The organism is Labrenzia sp. 5N (assembly GCF_012395805.1).
Classification (GTDB): domain Bacteria; phylum Pseudomonadota; class Alphaproteobacteria; order Rhizobiales; family Stappiaceae; genus Roseibium; species Roseibium algicola.
This window is the reverse complement of sequence record NZ_JAAZTM010000004.1, coordinates 772,487-795,035: the sequence shown is the minus strand read 5'-3', so window position 1 is coordinate 795,035 and position 22,549 is coordinate 772,487. Positions and strand designations below refer to the sequence as shown.

Annotated in this window: 21 protein-coding genes; 18 read left to right on the top strand and 3 right to left on the bottom strand. The window is 58.7% G+C overall.

Translation table 11 applies throughout. The features are described 5' to 3' along the window. The first annotated feature begins 4 nt into the window (after positions 1 to 4). The 9 genes from HEP89_RS06710 (at position 5) to HEP89_RS06670 (ending at position 9,468) form a co-directional block, all read left to right on the top strand. A complete protein-coding gene (locus HEP89_RS06710) occupies positions 5 to 373 on the top strand; it encodes a DUF6867 family protein (protein ID WP_022999205.1) in 369 nt (122 codons plus the stop codon). Between the two features lie 146 nt (positions 374 to 519). Next, positions 520 to 1,620, top strand: a complete 1,101-nt coding sequence (locus HEP89_RS06705; protein WP_031268732.1) for a branched-chain amino acid ABC transporter substrate-binding protein — start codon at positions 520 to 522, stop codon at positions 1,618 to 1,620. A 483-nt stretch (positions 1,621 to 2,103) separates the two neighbouring features. Then, the gene (locus tag HEP89_RS06700; RefSeq protein WP_022999203.1) at positions 2,104 to 3,198 is read left to right on the top strand and encodes an ABC transporter ATP-binding protein; all 1,095 of its coding nucleotides are present in this window, start codon (positions 2,104 to 2,106) and stop codon (positions 3,196 to 3,198) included. A gap of 81 nt (positions 3,199 to 3,279) precedes the next feature. Beyond that, positions 3,280 to 4,380: an extracellular solute-binding protein gene (locus HEP89_RS06695; RefSeq protein WP_022999202.1), complete on the top strand. Its 1,101-nt coding sequence runs from the start codon at positions 3,280 to 3,282 to the stop codon at positions 4,378 to 4,380. Between the two features lie 107 nt (positions 4,381 to 4,487). Further along, a complete protein-coding gene (locus HEP89_RS06690) occupies positions 4,488 to 5,753 on the top strand; it encodes an ABC transporter permease subunit (RefSeq protein ID WP_168691602.1) in 1,266 nt (421 codons plus the stop codon). Positions 5,754 to 5,761: 8 nt separating this feature from the next. Then, the gene (locus HEP89_RS06685) at positions 5,762 to 6,616 is read left to right on the top strand and encodes an ABC transporter permease (protein ID WP_031268731.1); all 855 of its coding nucleotides are present in this window, start codon (positions 5,762 to 5,764) and stop codon (positions 6,614 to 6,616) included. Positions 6,617 to 6,817: 201 nt separating this feature from the next. Continuing rightward, the gene (locus HEP89_RS06680) at positions 6,818 to 8,047 is read left to right on the top strand and encodes a M24 family metallopeptidase (protein WP_168691601.1); all 1,230 of its coding nucleotides are present in this window, start codon (positions 6,818 to 6,820) and stop codon (positions 8,045 to 8,047) included. Between the two features lie 198 nt (positions 8,048 to 8,245). Beyond that, positions 8,246 to 8,665, top strand: coding sequence for a hypothetical protein (locus HEP89_RS06675; protein WP_168691600.1), 420 nt, complete (start codon positions 8,246 to 8,248; stop codon positions 8,663 to 8,665). A gap of 29 nt (positions 8,666 to 8,694) precedes the next feature. Next, complete coding sequence (locus HEP89_RS06670) at positions 8,695 to 9,468, top strand: MinD/ParA family protein (protein WP_168691599.1); 774 nt, start codon at positions 8,695 to 8,697, stop codon at positions 9,466 to 9,468. A gap of 36 nt (positions 9,469 to 9,504) precedes the next feature. Here HEP89_RS06670 and HEP89_RS06665 read toward each other — a convergent pair whose 3' ends face one another. Further along, positions 9,505 to 10,959: a serine/threonine-protein kinase gene (locus HEP89_RS06665; RefSeq protein WP_168691598.1), complete on the bottom strand. Its 1,455-nt coding sequence runs from the start codon at positions 10,957 to 10,959 to the stop codon at positions 9,505 to 9,507. 482 nt (positions 10,960 to 11,441) lie between these two features. Between HEP89_RS06665 and HEP89_RS06660 the strand changes: the two genes are divergently transcribed. Next, complete coding sequence (locus tag HEP89_RS06660; protein WP_168691597.1) at positions 11,442 to 13,205, top strand: hypothetical protein; 1,764 nt, start codon at positions 11,442 to 11,444, stop codon at positions 13,203 to 13,205. Here HEP89_RS06660 and HEP89_RS06655 read toward each other — a convergent pair. Further along, positions 13,181 to 13,906, bottom strand: a complete 726-nt coding sequence (locus HEP89_RS06655) for a protein phosphatase 2C domain-containing protein (RefSeq protein ID WP_168691596.1) — start codon at positions 13,904 to 13,906, stop codon at positions 13,181 to 13,183. The two genes, HEP89_RS06660 and HEP89_RS06655, sit on opposite strands and share 25 nt — an antisense overlap. Before the next feature lie 359 nt (positions 13,907 to 14,265). Here HEP89_RS06655 and HEP89_RS06650 point away from each other — a divergent pair, with 359 nt between their 5' ends. After that, positions 14,266 to 14,622, top strand: coding sequence for an STAS domain-containing protein (locus HEP89_RS06650; protein ID WP_168691595.1), 357 nt, complete (start codon positions 14,266 to 14,268; stop codon positions 14,620 to 14,622). A gap of 52 nt (positions 14,623 to 14,674) precedes the next feature. Continuing rightward, on the top strand, positions 14,675 to 15,100 hold the full coding sequence (locus tag HEP89_RS06645) for an ATP-binding protein (protein WP_168691594.1): 426 nt from the start codon (positions 14,675 to 14,677) through the stop codon (positions 15,098 to 15,100). A 27-nt stretch (positions 15,101 to 15,127) separates the two neighbouring features. On the opposite strand, the gene HEP89_RS06640 is transcribed toward HEP89_RS06645, so the two are convergent. Further along, the gene (locus tag HEP89_RS06640) at positions 15,128 to 15,988 is read right to left on the bottom strand and encodes a SpoIIE family protein phosphatase (RefSeq protein ID WP_062491026.1); all 861 of its coding nucleotides are present in this window, start codon (positions 15,986 to 15,988) and stop codon (positions 15,128 to 15,130) included. A 315-nt stretch (positions 15,989 to 16,303) separates the two neighbouring features. Here HEP89_RS06640 and HEP89_RS06635 point away from each other — a divergent pair, with 315 nt between their 5' ends. From HEP89_RS06635 to HEP89_RS06610, 6 genes are all read left to right on the top strand, one after another. Beyond that, entirely contained in the window at positions 16,304 to 16,825 is a 522-nt protein-coding gene (locus HEP89_RS06635; RefSeq protein ID WP_168691593.1) for a ubiquinone biosynthesis methyltransferase UbiE, read from the top strand. Continuing rightward, the gene (locus tag HEP89_RS06630) at positions 16,822 to 18,000 is read left to right on the top strand and encodes a class I SAM-dependent methyltransferase (RefSeq protein ID WP_022999187.1); all 1,179 of its coding nucleotides are present in this window, start codon (positions 16,822 to 16,824) and stop codon (positions 17,998 to 18,000) included. The genes HEP89_RS06635 and HEP89_RS06630 overlap by 4 nt, the downstream gene beginning before the upstream one ends. After that, a complete protein-coding gene (locus HEP89_RS06625) occupies positions 17,997 to 20,381 on the top strand; it encodes a SpoIIE family protein phosphatase (protein WP_022999186.1) in 2,385 nt (794 codons plus the stop codon). The genes HEP89_RS06630 and HEP89_RS06625 overlap by 4 nt, the downstream gene beginning before the upstream one ends. A 3-nt stretch (positions 20,382 to 20,384) precedes the next feature. Next, positions 20,385 to 20,930, top strand: a complete 546-nt coding sequence (locus tag HEP89_RS06620) for an ATP-binding protein (RefSeq protein ID WP_051990044.1) — start codon at positions 20,385 to 20,387, stop codon at positions 20,928 to 20,930. A 31-nt stretch (positions 20,931 to 20,961) separates the two neighbouring features. Beyond that, the gene (locus HEP89_RS06615; protein WP_022999184.1) at positions 20,962 to 21,300 is read left to right on the top strand and encodes a hypothetical protein; all 339 of its coding nucleotides are present in this window, start codon (positions 20,962 to 20,964) and stop codon (positions 21,298 to 21,300) included. 540 nt (positions 21,301 to 21,840) lie between these two features. Then, on the top strand, positions 21,841 to 22,536 hold the full coding sequence (locus HEP89_RS06610) for a ribonuclease activity regulator RraA (protein WP_022999182.1): 696 nt from the start codon (positions 21,841 to 21,843) through the stop codon (positions 22,534 to 22,536). Positions 22,537 to 22,549: the final 13 nt, after the last annotated feature.

Sequence of the window (22,549 nt, the reverse complement as noted above, 5' to 3'; positions counted from 1 at the left end):
CGCTATGGGTATTCTTTATCAGACCAGTTTCGGCGTGTTTCTCGTCCTGCTGTGCTGCCTTGGCGGCGGCGCGGCCTGGATGACGGGACGTGCCTGTGCCAACACCTGGCGGCCGCTTTATGTGCTGTTCTGGTTCGTGTTCCTGTTGAGCCTTGCGATCAGGTTCCTGACCTTCGCCCTGTTCGACGGAACGCTACTGTCGGTGCACTATCTGGTTGTAGACTATCTCATTCTGCTTGCAATCGGCCTGGCGGGATGGCGGTATACACGCACCAACCAGATGACGACGCAGTATGTCTGGCTTTACGAAAAGACGAGTCCCTTCAGTTGGCGGTTGAAGACCGGCCAGACGGACAAATACGCCAAGGATTGAGAATTCCGGAGGTGCGTTTTCCGCACCGATGGGGAACCGGCTGGGAATGGACGAAAAACAACAAGAATCGTCCCTGGCCCGGCCAAAACGGAAGCACGGGCTTCCATTCCAAGTGGTCCAGATAACTGGAACCAGGGGAGTTGATGATGAAAAAGTATCTTTTGGCTAGCGTTGCTGCAGTTGCCGGTGTGGCCATGTCCACCGCCGCTTTTGCAGACATCGTGATCGCAACTGCAGGCCCGATGACCGGCCAGTACGCCTCCTTCGGCGCGCAGATGAAAGCCGGTGCCGAGCAGGCCGTGGCGGACATCAACGCAGCTGGCGGCGTCAATGGTGAACAGCTGGTGCTGGAAGTGGGCGACGATGCCTGCGACCCGAAACAGGCTGTTGCCGTTGCCAACCAGATGGTCGGTAAGGGCGTGGTCTTCATGGCCGGTCACTTCTGCTCGGGCTCTTCCATCCCGGCATCCGCCGTTTACGCGGAAGAAGGTATCGTCCAGATTTCTCCGGCTTCCACCAACCCGAAGTTCACCGACGAACGTCCGGGCCCGGGCACCTTCCGCGTTTGCGGTCGTGACGACCAGCAGGGTCAGGTTGCCGGTACCTATCTGGCAGAGGAATTCGGCGACAAGAACATCGCCATCGTTCACGACAAGACTGCCTATGGCAAAGGCCTCGCCGATGCCACCAAGGAAGTCATGAACGCTGCCGGCAAGAACGAAACCCTCTACGAAGCCTACACTGCCGGTGAAAAGGACTACACCGCGCTGGTTTCCAAGCTGAAGTCGGAAAACATCGACGTTCTCTACGTCGGCGGTTACCACACCGAAGCCGGCCTGATGAAGCGTCAGATGGTCGACCAGGGCATGAGCACCGTTCTCGTTTCCGGCGATGCACTCGTGACCGACGAATATTGGTCGATCACCGGCCCGGCTGGCGAAGGCACTCTGATGACCTTCTCTCCGGACCCGCGCAAGAATCCGGAAGCTGCTCCGGTCGTGAAGGCGCTTGAAGACGCCGGCAAGACCGCTGAAGGCTACGCGCTCTACACCTACGCCGCCATCCAGGCTTGGGCAGCAGCTGCCGCAGCTGCCGGCTCCACCGAGTATGACGACGTTGTCGGCGCCCTGAACGACGGCGACTTCAAGACCGTTCTCGGCGACCTCTCCTTTGACGACAAGGGCGACGTCACCCTGCCGGGCTACGTCTGGTACGAGTGGAAAGATGGCCAGTACGACTACAAATAAGCCGTATACGCTGCAAGGTTGATGCTTAGCGTCAGGCCCCGTCCGGCAGTTGCCGGGCGGGGTTTTTTGTTGCCCGCACGGTGCCCGCGGCTCCCTTGCCGCGCTATTTTCCGCATGACGCAGCCAGAGCATTCCGTGACGTTCTACGGCTATTGGTGCAAGTTGGCTTGCGCGAAACTCTTCTAGAGGCACAACAAAGAACATCGTTGTGTAGTAAAGATTGCCGAACCCGGAGAAAGATATTTCTTTCTTCGGGCGCTTCTTCTTGAGTAAAAAATACGGCTTCATACCGCGCTGCAAAATATTAAGTCGGCGCCTGACTAAAAAATATCCAAATTTTTTTCATAACCCCTTTCCAAAAGGCAGTAATTTTGTTTTTCTATGCGCGTTCGCACACATCGATAGCTCTTCAGGAACAGAGGTTACCTGGAGGTTATTGGTCGTGCGTCTAATAATAATGATAGAAGCTGACTTGGGGACACAATGGCGAACACACGGGGCGCTGCTGTTAAGTATGACAGCGTTCAAAAGAGCTATGACGGGGAAACCCTGGTCGTAAAGAACCTCAATCTCGATATTCCGCCGGGCGAATTCCTGACAATGCTCGGCCCGTCCGGTTCCGGCAAAACCACCTGCCTGATGATGCTGGCCGGTTTCGAACCGGCAACGCATGGCGAAATCTACCTGAACGACCGTCCGATCAACAACGTGCCCCCGCACAAGCGCGGCATCGGCATGGTGTTCCAGAACTACGCCCTGTTTCCGCACATGACGGTGGCCGAGAACCTCGCCTTTCCGCTTCAGGTGCGCGGTGTCGGCAAGGCTGACCAGCAGGAAAAGGTCAAGCGGGCTCTCGAGATGGTCGAGCTCGGTTCGTTCGGCAATCGCCGTCCGGCACAGCTCTCCGGTGGTCAGCAGCAGCGCGTCGCAGTCGCCCGTGCCCTGGTGTTCGATCCGGAGCTGGTACTGATGGACGAGCCGCTCGGTGCGCTCGACAAGCAGCTGCGCGAGCAGATGCAGTACGAGATCAAGCACATTCACGAGAACCTGGGCGTCACCGTCGTCTACGTGACCCACGATCAGACCGAAGCGCTGACCATGTCGGACCGCGTGGCTGTGTTCAACGATGGTGTCATCCAGCAATTGTCGACGCCGGACGATCTCTATGAAGATCCGAAGAATTCCTTCGTCGCCCAGTTCATCGGTGAAAACAACAAGTTGAACGGCAAGGTCGTCGAGATCAACGGTTCTGAGTGCCTTGTTGAACTCGATGACGGCACTAAGCTTAAGGCTGACAAGGTCAACGTGTCCGCCGTCGGCGACAGGACGACCCTGTCCCTGCGGCCGGAACGGGTGGAGTTCGACACCCATGACACGATGGACAATCTGGTCAACGGCCGGATCGAGGAACTCATCTACCTCGGTGACCATATCCGCGTTCGCATGAACGTGGGCGGCAACGACGAGTTCATCGTCAAGGTTCGCAACCGCGGAGAAAAGCGCAAACTCGCCGTCGGCGAGACAGTCCGCGTCGGCTGGGCGCTGAACGACTGTAAAGCGCTCGATGCGGTTGTCTGAAATCGCCCGGCGGCCGGCAACCGGCCGCCAGCGACCACAACGGAAAAATCCGTTAAATCCTAAAAGAGGGAGCTAACTCACATGAAGCTCAAAACTGTAATTCTCGCAGGCACCGCTCTGGCATTTGCCGGCAGCGCGGCCATGGCGAAGGACATGACCATCGTTTCCTGGGGCGGCGCCTATCAGGCCTCCCAGAAAAACGCCTACGCCGATCCGTATGTCGCGGAAAACTCCGACATCAACGTGATCTGGGACGAGTCTTCAAACGAGGCTGTCGCCAAGCTGCGCGCCATGAACGAAGCCGGCAACATCACGTGGGATCTGGTCGACGTGGTTGCTTCCGACGCGATCCGTCTGTGCGACGAAGGCCTGGCACTGGAAATCGATCCGGACACCGACCTTGCCGATGCACCGGACGGTACCAAGGCTTCTGAAGACTTCGGCGACCTGCTGGTCTCCGAGTGCTTCATTCCGCAGATCGTCTACTCCACCACCTTCGGCTATCGTTCCGACATCGCGGAATGGAACGGCAAGGAGCCGGACGACATCTGTGACGTGTTCGATCTGGAAACATTCCCGGGCAAGCGCTCGCTGGAAAAGCGTCCGATCAACAACATGGAATGGGCTCTTCTGTGCGACGGCGTGCCGAAGGAAGAAGTCTACAACGTTCTTGAGACCGAAGAAGGCCAGGAGCAGGCATTCAAGAAGCTCGACACCATCAAGGACAACGTCGTGTGGTGGTCTGCTGGTGCGGAAACCCCGCAGCTTCTGGCCGACAAGGAAGTCGTGATCGGCTCCACCTACAACGGCCGCCTGTTCTCCCTGATCGAAGAGCAGAAGCAGCCGGTCAAAATGCTGTGGGACGCTCAGGTGTTCGACCTTGACGGCTGGATCATCCCGGCCGGTCTGCCGGAAGACCGCCTCGCCATGGTGAAGGACTTCGTCAAATACGCCACCGACACCCAGCGTCTGGCGGATCAGGCGAAGTACATCTCCTACGGCCCGGCTCGCAAGTCCTCGGCACCGCTGGTTGGCAAGCACGCCGACCTCGGCATCGAAATGGCTCCGCACATGCCGACCGACCCGAACAACGCCAAGAACACCTTCCTCTATAACTACGAGTGGTGGGCGGATTACCGGGACGACATCGACGCCAAATTCCAGGCGTGGCTGGCCCAGTAATCAACTGATGCTGTTCGCGTTCGGATGAACGCGGACAGATGAGAAACCGGTCCGGGTGAGGCGATGCCTCACCCGGATCTTCCAACGGATTTGCGGAAGACTGTTTCATGAGCGATACCCACGCGGGCGAGGTTCTGACGACGCAAGACGGCAAGCCGCTGAAGGCAGCCCTTGCCAAGGCGCTGCGCCGCGAGAAGCTGCGCGCCCTGGCGCTGATTGCGCCCCTGCTGATTTTTGTCCTGCTCACCTTCGTTGCCCCGATCGTGGACATGCTGTTCCGCTCGGTCGAAAACGGGATCGTGGAAGACACGCTTCCCAAGACCGTCATCGCTCTTCAGGAGTGGGATCCAACCTCCGGCAATGTGCCCGATGAGGTTGTCTTCGCGGCGCTTTACGACGACCTGGTCGTCGCCGTCGAAGAAAAGACCCATACCCGCCTCGGCTCACGCCTCAATTACGAGGAAACCGGCGTTTCCAGCCTGTTCCGCAAGACAGGGCGCGGCGTCAAGCGCATGGACGAAGCCGGTCCCTACAAGGAACAGTTCATTGACCTGGACAAGGACTGGGGCAATGTCGAGACCTGGCAGGTCCTCAAACGGTTCTCGCCGCGCTATACGGCCGGCTATTTCCTGAATGCCTTCGACGCGCAGCAGACCGCGAACGGAATCGAACTGAAGCCGGAAGACGAACGGATCTACATGTTCCTGTTCGGCCGCACCCTGTTCCTGTCTATCGCGATCACCGTGTCGTGCCTGCTTCTTGGCTATCCGATCGCGTTCCTCTTGTCGGCCTTGCCGCTGCGTTCCTCCAACCTGCTGATGATCCTTGTGCTTCTGCCGTTCTGGACATCGCTTCTGGTGCGGACGTCGGCCTGGAAGGTGCTGTTGCAGCAACAGGGGGTGATCAACGACTTCCTTGTCTGGACAGGCATCATCAGCGACGCCGGACGCCTGGTCATGATCAACAACCAGACCGGCACCATCATCGCCATGACGCATATCCTGCTGCCGTTCATGATCCTGCCGTTGTATTCGGTCATGAAAACCATTTCGCCGTCCTATGTGCGCGCGGCCAAGAGCCTTGGCGCCAACGACTGGACCGCGTTCTGGCGGGTGTATTTCCCGCAGACCGTGCCGGGCATCGGCGCGGGTGCCGTGCTCGTCTTCATTCTGTCGATCGGTTACTACATCACACCGGAACTGGTGGGCGGAACGTCGGGCATCTTCATTTCCAACCGGATTGCCTACCACATCTCGTCGTCGCTCAACTGGGGTCTGGGCGCAGCGCTCGGCGCGTTGCTGCTCGTCGCGGTTCTGGTGCTCTTTGTTGTCTACGACAAGATCGTCGGCATCGATAACGTGAAACTCGGATAGGTGGCGGCATGAGTGCACTTCCTCCCTACGCGTCTCCTCTCCAGCGGACCTGGTACTATACGTTCCGGGTGATTTGCGGGCTGATCTTCTTCTTCCTGATCTTCCCGATCCTGGTGATCCTGCCGCTCAGCTTCAACGCGGAGAACTTCTTCACCTTCACCAAGGCGATGCTGGCTCTCGACCCGGCAGGCTATTCCTTCAAGCACTACCAGGACTTCTTCACCAATCCGGACTGGCAGCAGGCGCTGACCAATTCGGTGCTGATCGCACCGGTCGCCACCATTCTGGCAACGGGCTTCGGCACCCTGGCGGCCATCGGCCTGTCCCAGTCCCATGTTCCCTACAAGTCCGCGATCATGGCAGTGCTGATTTCGCCGATGATCGTGCCGCTGATCATCTCGGCGGCAGGCATGTATTTCTTCTATTCGCGCATCGGCCTGCAGGGCACCTATTGGGGTGTTGTTCTGGCCCATGCCGCGCTTGGAACGCCCTTCGTCATCATCACGGTGACGGCGACACTGGTCGGTTTCGACCGCAGTCTCGTGCGGGCGTCAGCCAGCCTGGGCGCTAACCCGGTTACCACCTTCTTCAAGGTGCAGATGCCCCTGATCATTCCAGGTGTCGTCTCCGGAGCGCTGTTTGCCTTCATCACCTCCTTCGATGAAGTGGTGGTGGTGCTGTTCCTGGGATCCGCCGGGCAGAAGACATTGCCCTGGCAGATGTTCACCGGCCTTCGCGAACAGATCTCGCCGACTATTCTGGCGGTGGCATCCCTGATGGTGGCGATTTCGATCTGCCTGTTGACCGTGCTGGAGCTGCTGCGCCGCAGGTCTGAACGCCTGAGAGGTCTGTCCCCGGGCTGACCCCGGGCGGGCGCGAGGAGCGCCCCGCTGCTTTCAAGGTGAGCCGGTGGCGGAACGCCAGTCACCGGGTGGAGACAGGGTCTCCCGGTAGCAAGACATTTTGAATTTGGGCCTGGCGGGCCGGCTTCTTCGCGGAAGCCGGCCCGTTTTGCGTTTCAGGCCCCTGGAAACCGAAGCTCGAACGAACGGAAGGAGCCTTCAATGAGCAACGACATGATCCGCATTTATGAAATGAACAATGGCGAGAAGGCGTTTTCGCCCTTCTCGGCAGCCGAAATGGACAGCCGCCAGGCAAAACTCCGCAAACTGATGGCGGACCGGCAGATCGATGCCGCCCTGTTCACCTCCTATCACAACATCTGCTACTACTCCGGCTTCCTCTATTGTTACTTCGGCCGCAAATACGGCTTTCTGGTCACACAGGACAAGGCAACCACGATTGCGGCCGGTATCGACGGTGGTCAGCCGTGGCGCAGGACCCACGGCGACACCGTGATCTACACCGACTGGCGCCGGGACAATTACTTCCACGCCATCCAGTCGTTGCTTGGGGTGCCCAATCCTGCGGTCAAGCGCATCGGCATCGAGTTCGACCACGTCTCCCTCGACATGCTGAAGCTTCTGGAAGCCGCGCTTCCGGGCGTGGAGCTGGTCGACATTGCCACCGACGCAATGGCGCAGCGCACGATCAAGAGCGCCGAGGAGCACGTGCTGATCCGCGAAGGCACACGCATCTGCGACGTCGGCGGCGCGGCTCTGGTGGAAGCGGTTCAGGCCGGCGTTCCCGAGCACGAAGTCGCCATGGCCTCGACCAATGCCATGATCCGGGAAATCGCGAAGTCCTTCCCGTTCGTCGAGCTGATGGACACCTGGACCTGGTTCCAGTCCGGCATCAACACCGATGGAGCGCACAACCCGGTCACCAACAAGAAGGTGGAAGCCGGCGATATCCTCAGCCTCAATTGTTTCCCGATGATCTTCGGCTATTACACGGCACTGGAGCGGACCCTGTTCTGCGAATATGCCTCCGACGAGCACCTGCGGCTTTGGGAGATCAACTGCCATGTCCACCGCGAGGGACTGAAGCTGATCAAGCCGGGTGCGCGGTGCTGCGATATCGCAAGCGAGCTGAATGACATCTACCGTAGCCACGATCTCCTGAAGTACCGCAGCTTCGGCTACGGCCATTCCTTCGGTGTGCTCAGCCACTACTACGGCCGTGAAGCTTCAGTGGAGTTGCGTGAGGATGTCGACACGGTGCTTCAACCGGGCATGGTCGTCTCCATGGAGCCGATGATCATGATCCCGGAAGGCGAAGCCGGAGCAGGCGGTTATCGGGAACACGACATTCTGATCGTTTCGGAAACCGGGGCTGAGAACATTACCGGTTTCCCGTTTGGACCGGAGCACAACATCCTGCCGAAACGATAAGGCGGCAAACTTTCCGGTGTTGGGAAGAACACTGGCGGCAAGGTGCGGGCATCTTGCCGCCAGTGACGGTCTCGAAAGGAACCCGTCGCAATGCAGCAAATGCTCCGGGGCGATCGCAGGACCCTTCAACAAACATCTTGGGTTACCCGGCAAGGCGTGATTTAACCGGGCTATCTTCGAGCGCCTGCGGAGGGCTGAATGACCTCATCCGACACCATGAAACCTGCTCTGGCCAGCCTGGCCCGGACCTGTGAAGCGATCGCCAACGGGCGCTTCGACGAGGTCGAGGAGCTTTATCAGGTGATCACGGACGAGGGTGTCGAAGCCGATATTCGCGCTTTGGCGGAAACCTTTTCAGGCATGGTCGTGCAGGTAGAGGCACGCGAATTCCATTCCAGCCAGCTCATTGCGGAACTGACGGAAACCAAGCGCCAGCTGGAAGCGGCCGAAGCGAAGCTGCGCAAGGAAAATGCCGAGCTGAAAACCCGGCTGGACAAGTTCGAAGTCACCTACGACAAGGAACAGGTGCAGGCTGAAATCGAACAGGTGAGCGATTCCGACTATTTCCGCTCGCTGCAGTCCCGCGCCAAGGATCTTCGATCCCGGTACAAGTCCTGAACTTTCAAAACATCCTTCGAGAATGATCCGTGACTAAAATCATTTCCACTCATTCCTATCGCGGCGGCACGGGCAAATCCAACGTCACGGCCAACCTGGCCGCGGTGCTTGCCCTGCGTGGTCACAGGGTCGGCATTGTCGACACGGATATCCAGTCCCCAGGCATTCACACCCTCTTCAAGGTTGATCTCAACACGGTCAACAACACGCTGAACAACTACCTGTGGGGGCATTGTTCGGTGACTGATACGGCTGTCGATGTCACGGAAAACGTGGTCGATGGCGATGGCAACCCAACGGTGCCGGACGGTGGCAAGGTCTTTCTGGTGCCTTCATCGATCAAGACCGGTGAGATCGCACGGATCCTGAAGGAAAAATATGATGTCGAGGATCTGAACCGGGGCTTTGTCGACCTCTGCCGGGACCTGGAACTCGATTATCTGCTGATCGATACCCACCCGGGCGTCAACGAGGAAACACTGCTTTCCATCGCTATCTCCGACGCGCTGCTTTTGATCCTTCGTCCTGATATCCAGGACTATCAGGGCACCGCAGTCACATTGGAACTGGCGCGCAAGCTTGAGGTGCCGCAGCTGTTTCTGGTGGTCAACAAGGCTCTGGAAACCTTCGATTTCAACGAGTTGGCACAGCGCATCTTTTCCAACTACCGCACGCCGGTGGCAGCTGTCCTGCCGCTGTCGACGGATCTCATCCAGATCGGCAGCACAGGCCTGATCAGCACCCAGCAGCCGGATCACGGTTTCACGCGGGCGATCGAGACGATCGTCGATTCCATCGAGTGATTACAGTTGCCGGCCAGGTTGCCGGGTGGTCTCGGCTCAGTCCTGCATTTCAAACAGGCCCTTCAGGAAACTGTCGACGTCTCCAAGGCGTTTGTTGCGGTCGAACTCGAGCGCCTGGCGCAAGGTGTTCCAGGCTTGCGGGGAGAGCCCCTCGACAGGCGCCGGCACGAGACCTTCCCGCGCGACCTCGTCTATCGGCCGGAACTGGAACGGATGGCCGCCGGTCAGGATCTGGTAGGTGATGCAGCCAAGCGCAAAGACATCGTCTCGGGGATCACGGTCCGCGTGCCGGAATTGCTCGGGGCTTGCGTAGGCCGAGGTCAGGCTATCCCGGATCGGATGGTCCGCACTGGCGGTTGCCGCTGCCGCCAAGCCGAAATCAAGGAGCTTGATCGTGCCATCCGTCAGCAGAAAAATGTTGCCGGGCTTCAGATCCGAATGAACGACGCCCCGGCTGTGCGCATGGGACAGACCTGCACAGGTGCCGCGCAGGACCCGGGCGCATTCGCCCAGAGGTAGAGGTTTGCCAAGGGCCCGCCCGATCCGGCGGTCCAGTCCCACGCCGTTTAGCTGCTCCATGACGATAAACACATCGGCCTTGTCGCGATCGAAGTCGTAGACGGTGGTGATATTCGGATGCGCGAGTGCCTGAGACTTGCGCGCCTCGGCCTCCAGAAGCCGCACGGCTTCGGTGTCGTTGCGATAGCTCTCTTTCAGAAGCTTGATGGCGACATAAGGCTGGTCGTGAGCGGCCTCCAGGCGCCGGCGATCAACGGCTGAATAAACGTGCCCCATGCCGCCGCTCCCGATCTCGGTGTCCAGAATGAACCGGTCACGCAAAATGGAGCCGACACCGGCGCGTTTCACCTGGGGTGTCGCCAGCTTGTTGACGTCGAGACTGTCTCTTTGTCCGCCGCCGGAAACGCGGCGCGCGTCGGAACGAAACCGGGCACTTTTGAATTCGGTCAGATATTTGTCCAGTTTGCCGCTGTCGGCTGAAGGTGGTGGTTCTTCGGCGGCATTCGCGCGTCGACTGCGAAAGCCGGCGTAGCCCGCAACGAGTGAGGTCAAAATGGCCTCGTCCATCTTGCTCCGTGTCTCGTCACTTGCTGTCTCGTCACCCGTTGCCCCGGCTGGCTCGTTCAACAATGGCAATGGCGGCAGGTTTGCAGGGGGCGTTGCTGCCTGCTCAGGTGCGGGAGCCGATACCGGTTCCTGCTGTGTGCCGTGAACAGCATGTGGACGTGGCGGATTGTCTTTCACGTCGTAACCGGAAGGTTTGGCATCGCCCGCCGGCAACTGATTCAGAAGCCTCTGGCCGAGCTCGTTCGGAAGGTGGCCCGCTTCGACAAAATCCCGGATCGCCTGCCGCGTTTCATCAAGGGCGTTCGCTGATTGCTGTGCACCGGTCCGCAGCTGCTTCGACAAGGCGTCATAAGACAGCTTGCCGGACACGAAGGCGGTTATCAGCGTGTGCGTGGCGGAGGTCATGTCTGACGTCAAATCTGCAGGATCCCTGGCGACAATTCGGCCCGAAGCTTCTCTTGGCCCCGGAACAGGAGCAGCGCAAGCCGTTGGGGCGACAAAGGTAGAGCTGGGTAAACGCGTGGGGTATGGTTCGCCAGCCGACGCTCAGTATGCGCGCTGCAGTCGTTTTGTTCCAGCTGGCTTCGCGCATTTTTGCTTGGATGACCTGGGCGTTGATCGGATCGTCGAACGATCCGGGGGCAATTTTTGAAACGCCCATCCACCCCTGATAGATTACCCTGACGGCAGGTGATTTATTGGCGAGGGATGAAAGAGGAATTGACTGCGCGCAACCTTGAAACCGGCTCTGCTACACCCTGACACGCTGCAACGGTGCGTTGGCACCAGGGGTATGAAACCGACGGCAATATCGTGATCGCGCAAGCCGCATTCGCCTTCATGTCAATTTGAGTGAAACTTACAATCATCAATAGGGGTTGATCGAAATGACCGGGGAAGACGACATCAAAGGCGGGATCGCCAGCTTCTCGATTGGCCTCGGAAACAAGGGTCACGGTGCACTCCAGATCAAACCGGCACCGCCTTTCAGGGCGCTGATCGCAGGAGACTTCGGCCTTGCGGCAACCGGCGTGGCTTTCAACATCACCGGCCAGGACGTCGAGGAAATCCTGGAACAGAAAACACCATCCTTTTCCGTCTCGGCGGCCAATATGCTCGGTTCGCATCCACCCGAGCTGGAAGAACAGGTCTCCTTCGCGCGCCTGAAAGATCTGGATCCGACAAAACTGCTGCGCGGATTTCGCTTTGTGCGGGATCTTGAGGCGGCTTCCGGTGACCAGGATCAGCTTGCCGTTCATGACCAGCGGTACGACAAGATCGGCAAGTCAGCACTGGATGAGCAGAAGTCATTGCTGGAAAGACTGCTGAAAGACGACGAATTGCCGGCTTCAGCGCAAGGCAAGCGTAAGGAAAACGATGCCTCGAGCAGCAGCAAGGGAACCGAGGGGCTCGACGCCCTCCTGTCGATGATCCGCAGTCCGGAGGAAAAGGCTGCTCCTGGCGAAAGCGGCAGTGCTGCGAAAACCGCCGTGGATGCCTTCATTCAAAAGACCCTCCAGGAAACGGGCCAGGTTTCAAGTGCACCCGTCGAGGGGAAAAAGAAGGATGCGCCAGCCGATACGCTGCAGCTGGAACAGGCGCGTCTCTTCTTCGAGAGCCCGAAACTGAGCAAGGTGCTGCTGAACTGGCATGGATTGAACCTGCTCCTGAGTGAAGTTCCGTTCGACCTGCCGCTGGAACTTCATCTCCTTCAGCTCGATCACGATCTTGATGCCGTCGAACTGCAGGAGGTTCTGGGCGAAACCGGCGAGGCCCTGCAGGCAGAACTCTACGATATCGCCCTTTTTGCGAACGAAATCGGCCTTGGCCCACGCGACACGGAACGGCTGAAGGTGCTTGCGCGGGAATGCGCCGAAAGTGACACGGTCGGGCTTGCCGCGCTTGCCGGGCACTTTGCCGGAGTACCGGGTGAGGAAGTTGCCGACATCGAAACGCCACATCAGTTGCTCGACAAGCCGGGCTTCGAAGGTTTTGCAGGCCTGAGGGCCAGCGATGCCGCCTCTCACCTGGCACTGTTCTGGAACGATGCCCGGTTGACCGCCGAAGAGGACGGTGCGCCGGCGCTGTTTGTGTCGGGTGCTTTTGTCGCCCTTTCCGAAATACTGGTCCAGCTTGAAACTGAAGTGTTTCCGCGGCTCCCCGTCGGCATGCCGAAGGATTACGATGCGCTGGAGCTTGTCGAAAGCCGGTCGATGGGCGGTGAAGTTGCCATGGCAACACGGTTTGCCGTCGGTTCGGACACGGCACCGTCGCTCGCACTTGCCGGCATCAACGTGCTGGAGGGCGTCGCCAACAGAACCAGCCTTGTATTCCGTCGGGCCGTGACGGTCCAGCCTGGCGAAGACGGTCGGGGCGCGCTGGATCAGGCCCTACTGGTGTCTCGCCTGTTTTCCCTGTTCCAGGAAGCTCTCGGCGAGGCGGTGTTTGCAGGGCAGGATGCTGACGAGCGCGAGGCTGCGGTCGCAACGAGCCTGGAAGTCCTGAGCAGATCCCTCTCAGACAAGGTCACTTTCGAAGTGGAACGCATGGCGGTGGAAGATCAGGATCTGATCGGCGTAACGGCATTCGTGCAGGATGGTTGGGCCTCGGGCCAGCAGCATTCCTTCTATCTGCCGGCTTCCGGCAGCTGAGCATCTGTTTCCGTCCAAACGGTTATCACCGTGATGTCGTCCGAGGATCCGCCGGCCACAGCGCGCGAAACAAGCCGGTCAGCAAGACCGGAGGTTCCCTCGGTGGCCATCCTGGCCAGCGTGGTTTCGTCCATGCCTTTCAACAGCCCGTCGGTGCAAAGTACGAAAACATCGTCGGGCATCATCTCCAGCGTTCGGCGGTCAAGCTGAAGCGTGTTTTGGATGCCGACAGCGGCAGTCAGCCGTCCGGCTTTGTCGGCATGGTCCTCCGAGATGAGGAACAGTTGCTGCTGGCGCAAAAGGTAAAGACGCGAATCTCCGGCCCAGATGCAGCTGGCTTGTGTCCCGCTGATGATCAGGCTGAGAGTTGTCGTGCCTGAAATGTCTTGTTCGGGGAGAGCGAGAAAACCGGCGTAAAGACCGTGATTGACGTGGTTGAGCTTGGCTTCCAGGGCAATCTGCCGGGCTTCGTGGCTGCTCGGCGGCATGTTGGTCAGTTGCGAGATGGCGTGAACCGTTGCACGGCTGGCAACGTCACCCTCTCTGTGACCGCCCATGCCATCGGCAATCGTGAAGAGCCCATGCGACGGGGCCGCAAAGTGGCTGTCCTGGTTGACCTTGTGTCGGCGTCCGCGCCGGGTCGCTGCTTCGGATCGCAGCAACGCAACAGCGGCAGAAGTGTCGACCGTATTCAAACGCACGTTCTCCCGAGTAAGGGCCGCAGGACCAGTCCGGGTTCGATCTTAACGCGCAGTCATTCTCCGGAAAAGAAGTCTCCGGTTTCCAGCCAGGCGCCGGTTATGTTCGTCTGGATGAGGTGACCCGTCGCAGGGCCCCGATAGCTGTCCTCGGCAAGCAGACCGAACGCGAGCCGGATCGAGAGTTGCCGGGAAGCATGCAAAATTTGCTTATCCCCGGTCTCGTAGCCTTTCGCGTGGTGCGCCTTTATAAAATGTACAAGTTTCACGCCGAAATTGCGTGGCAGATGCTTTCATCGGTTGAAACCGGAGGCTGTCGGCTTTTTGCACTCCGGGCACCGATGCAGATTTGGGAAATGGCAATGACCGCAGACGTCGCAGAAATCACCATCGGCCACGAGACGGACGGCGACCTGATCGTTGTTCGTCCTGTCGGCAAGCTGGACACGCTCAGCGCAAAAACCTTCGAAACCTACCTGAAGAACCTGATCTCGGAAAAGCCGGCAACCTTGCTGATCGACATGGGGCAAGTGGACTACGTCACCAGTTTCGGGCTGAGATCACTGTTGATCGTTGCCAAGCTTCTGGCTCCTTCCGGAGACAAGCTGGTGCTGTTCCAGGTGAACCAGTCCGTGGTCGAGGTCCTCAAGATCTCCGGCTTTCTGAAGATCATGCAGGTGGCGGAAAGCCGGGAAGACGCAAAGGCGCTGGCGGGTTGAACGAAGCTCACACCCGGCAGCTTGAATTGAACAACGTCCGGCAGGGAACGGGATGGTGGATCTCGAGACGGTGACAGTTCGAAACGACCTGGAGGACCTGCCGGCGGTCTATACCGTGCTGGAGCGGTTCTGCACAGGAGCGGGCCTGTCCGACGCGGTCCGACGTACCCTGTGCCTGGTCGTTGAAGAGCTGTTCGCCAATACCGTTGCCTACGGCTATCCGGATGGCGGCAAGGACCAGATCGCGATCACGGCGGCGCTTGGGCCGACACACGTCAAGCTCGTCCTGTCCGACAGGGCGAGACCATTCGACAACAGCGGCATGCCGTCCGGTCCACCGGAAGCGGACACAGTCGAGGACATGGGCATTGGCGGTTTGGGCCTATATCTGGTGCACCAGCTGGCCGATGACGTGGCGACCCAACGGATCGGAAACGTCAACCACACCACGGTTCTGGTGCCTCGCGCCAAGGATTGACAGGCACCTTGCTGCAAGGCGGTTCCCTCAGAAGGCAAATTCCATCATGGAGAAATCGTCCGGCAGGGGCGCATTGTCGTGGAATGTGGCCAGCCAGTCGTAGATGGCTTGAGGGACGGTTCCGTCCACGGATTTCGATTTGTCCGCGAGCTCGGCCCAGGTCAGCGTCCGGCCATCCGCATCCTCGATTTCGTAGGTGCCGTCGCTGATGACAAGCAATCGGTCGCCCGGGCGAATGTCGAATGTACCGCCATCGAATTCCATATCGGGGATGGCGCCGATAACCATGCCCTCCGGCGTTCCGAGGCCGATGACGTCCAATCCCGATGCCGAAGGCCGCATGAGAATGGCAGCAGGGTGGCCGCCGGAGGCATAGGCCAGTTGCCGGGTCGAGCGCCGGTAGACGCCATACCAGATGGTGAAGAACATGTTGTTCTGCCGTTCCATCGGAAAGGCATTGTTCAGTTTGGCAAGAACGTTTGCCGGGTCACGAAAATCGGTGCCCCCAAGCGCATTCGAGCGCAGCACGTTGATGATCGCGACAGACAGCAATGCGGCCCCGACACCATGGCCACAGACGTCGATCAGGTAAATTGCGAAATGATCGTCGTCGAGGTCATGATATCCGAACGAATCACCGCCCAGTTCGGTCGACGGCACCAGAAGCCAGTCCGCTTTCGGGGCTTCCGGTCGCCTTTCCGGCAGGATGGAATAAACATAATTGCCGGCATCACGAAGCTCCGCTTCCAGGCGTTCCTGGGTGCGGGTCAGCAGGATGTTGTATTCGGCCAACTGGTCTTCCACGGCCTCGCCATGTTCGATGGTTGCCTCGTAAAGCAGCTTGAGGTCGTCATGTTCAGCGCGCAATTCCTCAAGTTCTCTGCGCACTCGCGCGAGTTCGCCAGCGGAAGTGTCTGGTTGGGCAGCGGCGCCAAAATTACTGGTGCTTGTCATGTTGTAAATATGATGCCTTTACGGACGCGCGGTGGAAACCCAAAGTTTAGAGTTCTGCTGCTATGTTAATGAAGCAGAAAACATTGGAGCAATCGCGGTTGATATATCCTTGGCAATGAGCGACACCGTATTGTTAAATACATGAATTATCGATGACACGAGTCCAATCGGCCAAAATTTCCAGCTTTCTCGTATAACAGAAGTGCATCGCTTTGAGGTGCAATTGACCACGCCAGCGGGGGAATAAAAATGCAGGCACCTTCTGAAGGCATATCATCAAATTCCGGTCTGCCGCAGATGATTCACCTGGATTTGGACATCAAGGATTTTTGCACCGACTGGACCCATTGCGATCTCATGTCGGGATACATTGCCCGGATGGTCAGCCACAACCGGCTGGATTCGCTCCTGTTTTCCAATCTCTATTCGTCGGCTTTGAACGAGCTGCTGGAAGCGGTGTACCGCACGCACGGCTCAAGCGGCAAACTGCAATGCGCGGTTCAGCGCGACGGCAATGTCGACAGGATCGAACTGACTTTCCCTGCGGACGAAGAAACCTACAAGATCTATGAGACCGCCATTGCGAAGGTCAACGGCGAGGACGCCGAAACGCTTTATCTGGAAGCGCTGTTTGCCGACGCCGAACCGGATGCGAGCCTGGGGCTCCTGGAACTCGGCGTCGACTATGGCGCCCGGCTTGCCATCGGACGGAGCGAAGACGGCCGCATGAGCCTGGTTGCAGAGCTCGTGCTTGAGGACGACACAGAATGATCGCTGATAATATGACACAGGCCTTTCAATGGACCTTCAACGAGAACGATCAGGAGTTCTCGCTCCATGGCAGCTTGCGCCCCCAGCGGGCCGAGGAACTGCATGGCTGCTTTTCCGCGATGGAACAGTCCGTCGCCAAGGTGAGCGGAAAATTCTACGTCAACGTCAGGCGCCTGGTGCGCATGAACAACGTCGCCTTCCACGCATTTGCCGGCAAGATCCTGGATCTTGTGCGCAACCGCAGCGATCTGAGCGTTCATGTGACGACGTCGAGTGTCGTCGGCTGGGCAACGCGCAAGTTCGCCGTGCTGGAGACGATGTCCGACAAGATCACCGTCAGCGAATACGACAACGAGTTCTACCCGGGACAGTCCTTCGTCGAGGACAGTGAATTCATTCATGTCCTGCGGACACAGACCAAGCTTACCTGGCGCCATGAGAAGGAACTCCTTCGCCGCCACGGCCTGAAGCCGGGAATGCAGGTGGCCGACATTTGCTGCGGCATCGGCGATTTCGCCGTACTCCTGCAAAAGGAGTTCGAGCCGGACCGGCTTGTCGCGCTGGACCATTCCAGATCCAGCCTCGACTACGCACGCCGTGTCGCCGCCGACTTCGGCATCAAGGGCATTGACTATGTCTTTGGCGATGCCGCGGACATGCTGCTGGAGGACAATCAGTTCGACTTCGTGACCTGCCGACATTCCCTGCAGGTGTTCGATCAGCCGGAACTGATCCTCAAGGAGCTCTATCGTATCTGCAAGCCGGGCGGCCGCATTTACGTGACCAACGAAAAGAACTCCCATTGCCTCGGCGAACCAAGATCGGAGTCTATCCAGTGGACCTATAACGAGGTCGCCAAACTCTGGCACCATTTCGATATGGATATCGAAATCGGCCCGAAATGCCGGCGCCTCCTGATCGACGGTGGTTTTGAAAACGTCACCATCGGCTCCTTCATGGTCACCAACACCGACGGCGACCCGCAGGATTTCGCCGACGTCATCGCCTCGTGGAAAAATCTCTTTGCCGGCAAAATGGCGCAGGAACGCGGCGACAGCCCCGAGTTCATCGAACGCTTCGCCAAGGGTTTTGATGATCATATTTTCGCAGCGCTCCACCCCAAGGGGTATGCGGGCTGGCCGATCTGGGTTGCCTCGGGGCGTAAGCCGCTATGAATGCACCGGTAAAGAGCCCTCAGAGTGAAAAGCAGATAGGTCGCTTTTCCCTGCGAAGCTTTCGCGCCAAGTTCATTCTTGTCGTGGGCGTGGCGGTGTTGTTCGATCTGGCGCTTGCCGGTGGCATTGGCATCTGGAACGTGCAGAAGCTGTCCAGGGATGCAACGGAGCAGGTCGGTGAAGGCCTGACCACCGCGACCGAAGACTATCTGGAAACCTACATCGATACGACTGCGTTCCGCGCCGACCTTCTGATCGAGCGCGTTCATTCGGAACTTGCGACGCTTGCCTCGTCGATGCAGACGCTGATCGACCACCCGGATATCCAGGAAGCGGTCGGCAACACGATTGAAGGCAGTTCGGAGTTTTCCTCCGCACTGGTCTACGACGAAAAAGGCGGCTGGTCGCAGAACACCGAGGGTGTTCCTTCCGCAGTCAGCGTCTGGGGCTACTTGCTCGATGAAGACAAGAACCCGCTTCCCAAGGCCGCAGATGAGCTGAAGAACAGCTCCTTCCTCAGCCTTGTCGGGCCTTCGATGATGTCGACAGGCGCTCCCAAGCTGCAGATCTATTATGTCGGCCCCAAGGACGCGTCGATCATGCGCGCGACCCCTTATTCGGAACAGGCGCAGACATTCGACCTGCTTTACCCCGGCCATAACGAGGGCGCGAACTTCTGGGATTTCTTCTTTCCCGGGGTCTACGAAGGTTGGCAAGGCTGGATCAAGGATCCGTCTTCCAAGCCGGTTGAATCCAATATCGTCACCACTGCTCCCTACATCGATGCGATCACGGGCAAGCTGATCGTCAGCTTCTTCCATCCCCTGTGGACGCAGGATCGCAAGGATGTTGCGGGCATGGTCGCGGTCGACATCACGCTCGAACAGCTGACTTCGCTCGTCGAAAGCCTTGAGATTTCGGAAAGCGGCTTCGGCTTCCTGACGATGTCCGACGGCAACGTGGTGGCAACGCCGAAAGCCGGCGAGGCCACACTGGGTCTGGTTTCGAGCGACGTCAGCGGCCAGGGTGTTACCGGCGTGAACCGGAACCTCAAGGAAAGCAGCCAGCCCGCCATCTCTTCCCTTGAACTCAGTGCCAAGGACGAGACCGTCATCAAGCACATCTTCCTTGAAAATGACGGTGAAGAGGTCCCCTATCTTCTGGTTCTCAAGCAGCTCAACCCGACCAACCTGTGGGATGGAACCGGCATCACGTCGGAAACGATGACGCTGGGCTTTGTCGTTTCCGAACGCGAGATCTACCAGTCGCTGATCGATGCCACCAACAACATCTCCGAGGCGACCGCCCGCATCCTGAACTACCAGCTGATTGCCTTCTGCGTCAGTATCTTCGTTGTGTTCGTTGCGGTCTATGCCATTTCCGGCCGTATCACCAAGGGCTTGTCGCAATTGGCCGCCGCGGCGCGTGCGCTGCAGAACAAGGATTATTCGGTTCGCGTTGCTATTCCGACCCGCGACGAGGTTGCGGCCGTGGGGCTTGCGTTTAACCGGATGGCGGAAGAGATCAGCTATCATACTGAGAACCTTGAAAATCTCGTCGAGGAGCGGACCAGGAAGCTGGAAACCGCGAACCACGAGATCGGCGAGCTCAACAAGCGGCTGAAATCGGAAAACCTGCGCCTCGGAGCCGAGCTGGATGTCGCCAAGCGCATTCAGGAAATGGTTCTGCCACGGTTGAGCGAACTGGAAGTCATCCCGCAGATCGAGATTGCCGCCTTCATGGAACCGGCAGACGAAGTCGGCGGCGATTACTACGATGTTCTGTTCGACGGCAGCCGCATCAAGGTCGGTATCGGCGACGTGACTGGCCACGGCCTGGAAAGCGGCGTGTTGATGCTCATGGTGCAGTCGGTTGCTCGTGCGCTTCAGGAGAAGGGGGACAAGGATCCGATTGCCTTCCTGGATGTGCTCAACCGCGCTGTCTACAAGAACATCACCCGTACCAATTCCGACAAGCACCTGACCCTTGCCTTCGTCGACTATGAGGACGGACAGGTCACCTTGTCCGGCCAGCACGAGGAAGTGCTGATCATTCGTGCCAATGGCGAAACCGAGCGGATCGACACGATGGATCTCGGTTTCCCGGTCGGGCTCGAGGCCGATATTTCACCCTTCGTGGCCACACTGGATCTTGCGTTCGGACCCGACGACATCCTGATCCTGCATACGGACGGGATCACGGAAGCGGAAAATGCGAAGGGCGAGATGTATGGCCTCGACCGGCTTGCCCAGAGCGCCCATGAAAATCGCGAAAAATCCGCTAAAGGTATTGCCGCGGCGGTCATTAATGATGTGAAGTCGCATATCGGCGACTACAAGGTATTTGATGACATCACTCTTGTTGTCTTGAAGCATAGGTAAGGCATGGTCGAGGATTTTGGAGAGACGGCTGCTTTGAACGGCGGAGACGCGAGACAATTTTGTCTCACGCTGATGGCAGAGCCGCTGGAGCTGAGCTGGCATCATTGCGGCCTGACATCGGATTTTATCGGGGAATATTTCAGCAGGGCTTGCGGCAAAGGCATCGATCCTGTCGATGCCCGCCACAGCATCAGTTACATGATCAACGAGATTCTGGAAAATGCGATCAAGTTCCGTCACGGCGGCGACATCGCGATTCATAGCTCGCTGGAAGAACAGACGTTTGAAATCCGGATCGTGAACCGGATCGACCAGGAAACGGCCGTCAAGTTTCAGGGTCACCTGAAAGCCCTGCTCGACCGCGAACCGGGAGAGCTGCTCCTGGAACGCATCGAGGAGAACGCCCTTAACCCGGACTCCTCCGGCTCAGGCCTGGGTTTGCTCACACTTATGAGCGACTACGAGGCCAAATTGGGCTGGTCTTTCGCGTCTGAGCGTGTAAGTGAAGGCGTTGAGTTGACGACATATGCTTCTTTGCGACTTTCCTGATCGCTGACATATTCCAAAGGAAGAAATCACAATGGAAATCAGCACGAACGATTACCGCGTTTGGACTGAAGGCTCCGCCATCCACTACGAAGGAACGATGCGGCTTTCAGGAACAGATGCCTACGCACCTATTCTGGACATCATGAATTCCGTTCTGGCGGCCAAGCCGGAACTCATCACCATGGACCTGACAAGCCTGGAATTCCTGAACAGCTCCGGCATCAACCTGCTCGCAAAGTTCACGATCGAAATCAGAAAGCAGCCGGAAGTTGGCGTTCGGGTTCTGGGCTCCAAGTCCATTCCCTGGCAGTCTAAATCACTTCGCAACCTGCAGCGTCTGCACCCGGCGCTTGAACTGACGATTTCCTGATCCCGCACACAGGCGCGTGAGGACGTGCTGATGCAAGCGCAACGGAAATGCCCGCAGACTTCCGGCCTCGGTTTCAAGAAGGCCGGATGAATTGCGCATGTCGCAGGCCTAATATCCGTCCTCGTTGCAACAGGCTTTCAGTCGTCCCGCCAGTCTCCCGGACTTGAAAGAGAAGATTTCGGCAAGGCCATCCTGATCACGGCGCAGGCCGCAGCTGGCGCTATCAGCGCCGTGAAGGTTGCCTGCAAAGCGCCGGTCAAGCGATCGGGCAGGGTTTGCAATCCTGCTCAGAGCCTCAGGCCATGAAGTTCCTGTCGCGGCGGTGCAGGGCTTTCCACCGCTCGTAATCTGCCAGGCCGGTTCCTGACTTTCCCGTTTCAAAAATCCCTTGGCCGGCAATGCGATCCGGCGGAATATGCCGGTTGATCCGCCGGCTCCCGTGCCGCGGGCAGCCCACTCCTGGCAGGACTGGCGGCATCGCTTTTTGGATACCGTTTCTGACCTGCTGCTTCTTGTCAGCGCCATCTTCCGGAGGCCTTAATGACCCTGTCCGCTGAAGCCGTCGAAATCCTGAAATCCGTCAGCACGGCGACACTCACCACGATCCTTCTGAAAAAGGGACTGCGCAACGTCTGGATCCGCGGGGCAATGCCGCTCGATCGCTCCAGACCTCGGATCGTCGGGCCGGCATTTACCCTTCGTTTCGTGCCTGCGCGTGAGGACCTGGCAACGCCCGCTTCCTGGGGCTCTCCCATTTCAACACGTGCGGCCATCGAGGAGATGCCGGAAGGATGCGTCGCGGTCATCGATGCGATGGGCATCCGCGACGCCGGCGTCTTCGGCGATATCCTGTGTGCCCGTATGCGCAAACGCAATGTCGCTGGCATGGTCACAGACGGCACAGTGCGCGATCTGGCCGGTGTGCTGGCGTCGGATCTGCCGGTCTGGTGCAGCGGTGTCTCGGCTCCGCCTTCGGTGGCCGGTCTAACCTTCGTCGGCTGGCAGGAAACCATCGGTTGCGGCGGCGTTGCGATCATTCCGGGCGATATCATCGTGGCAGACGGCGATGGTGCGGTCGTGATCCCAGCAGCCACGCTCGACGACGTGCTGAAAGAAGCCCCGGAGCAGGAACGCATGGAGGCCTGGATCGTCGAGCAGGTCGACGCCGGGGCGAAGCTGCCGGGCCTTTACCCGATGAACGAGGAAACCAAAGCGCGCTACGAAGCCGAACGCTGAGGGGCGTCGGATG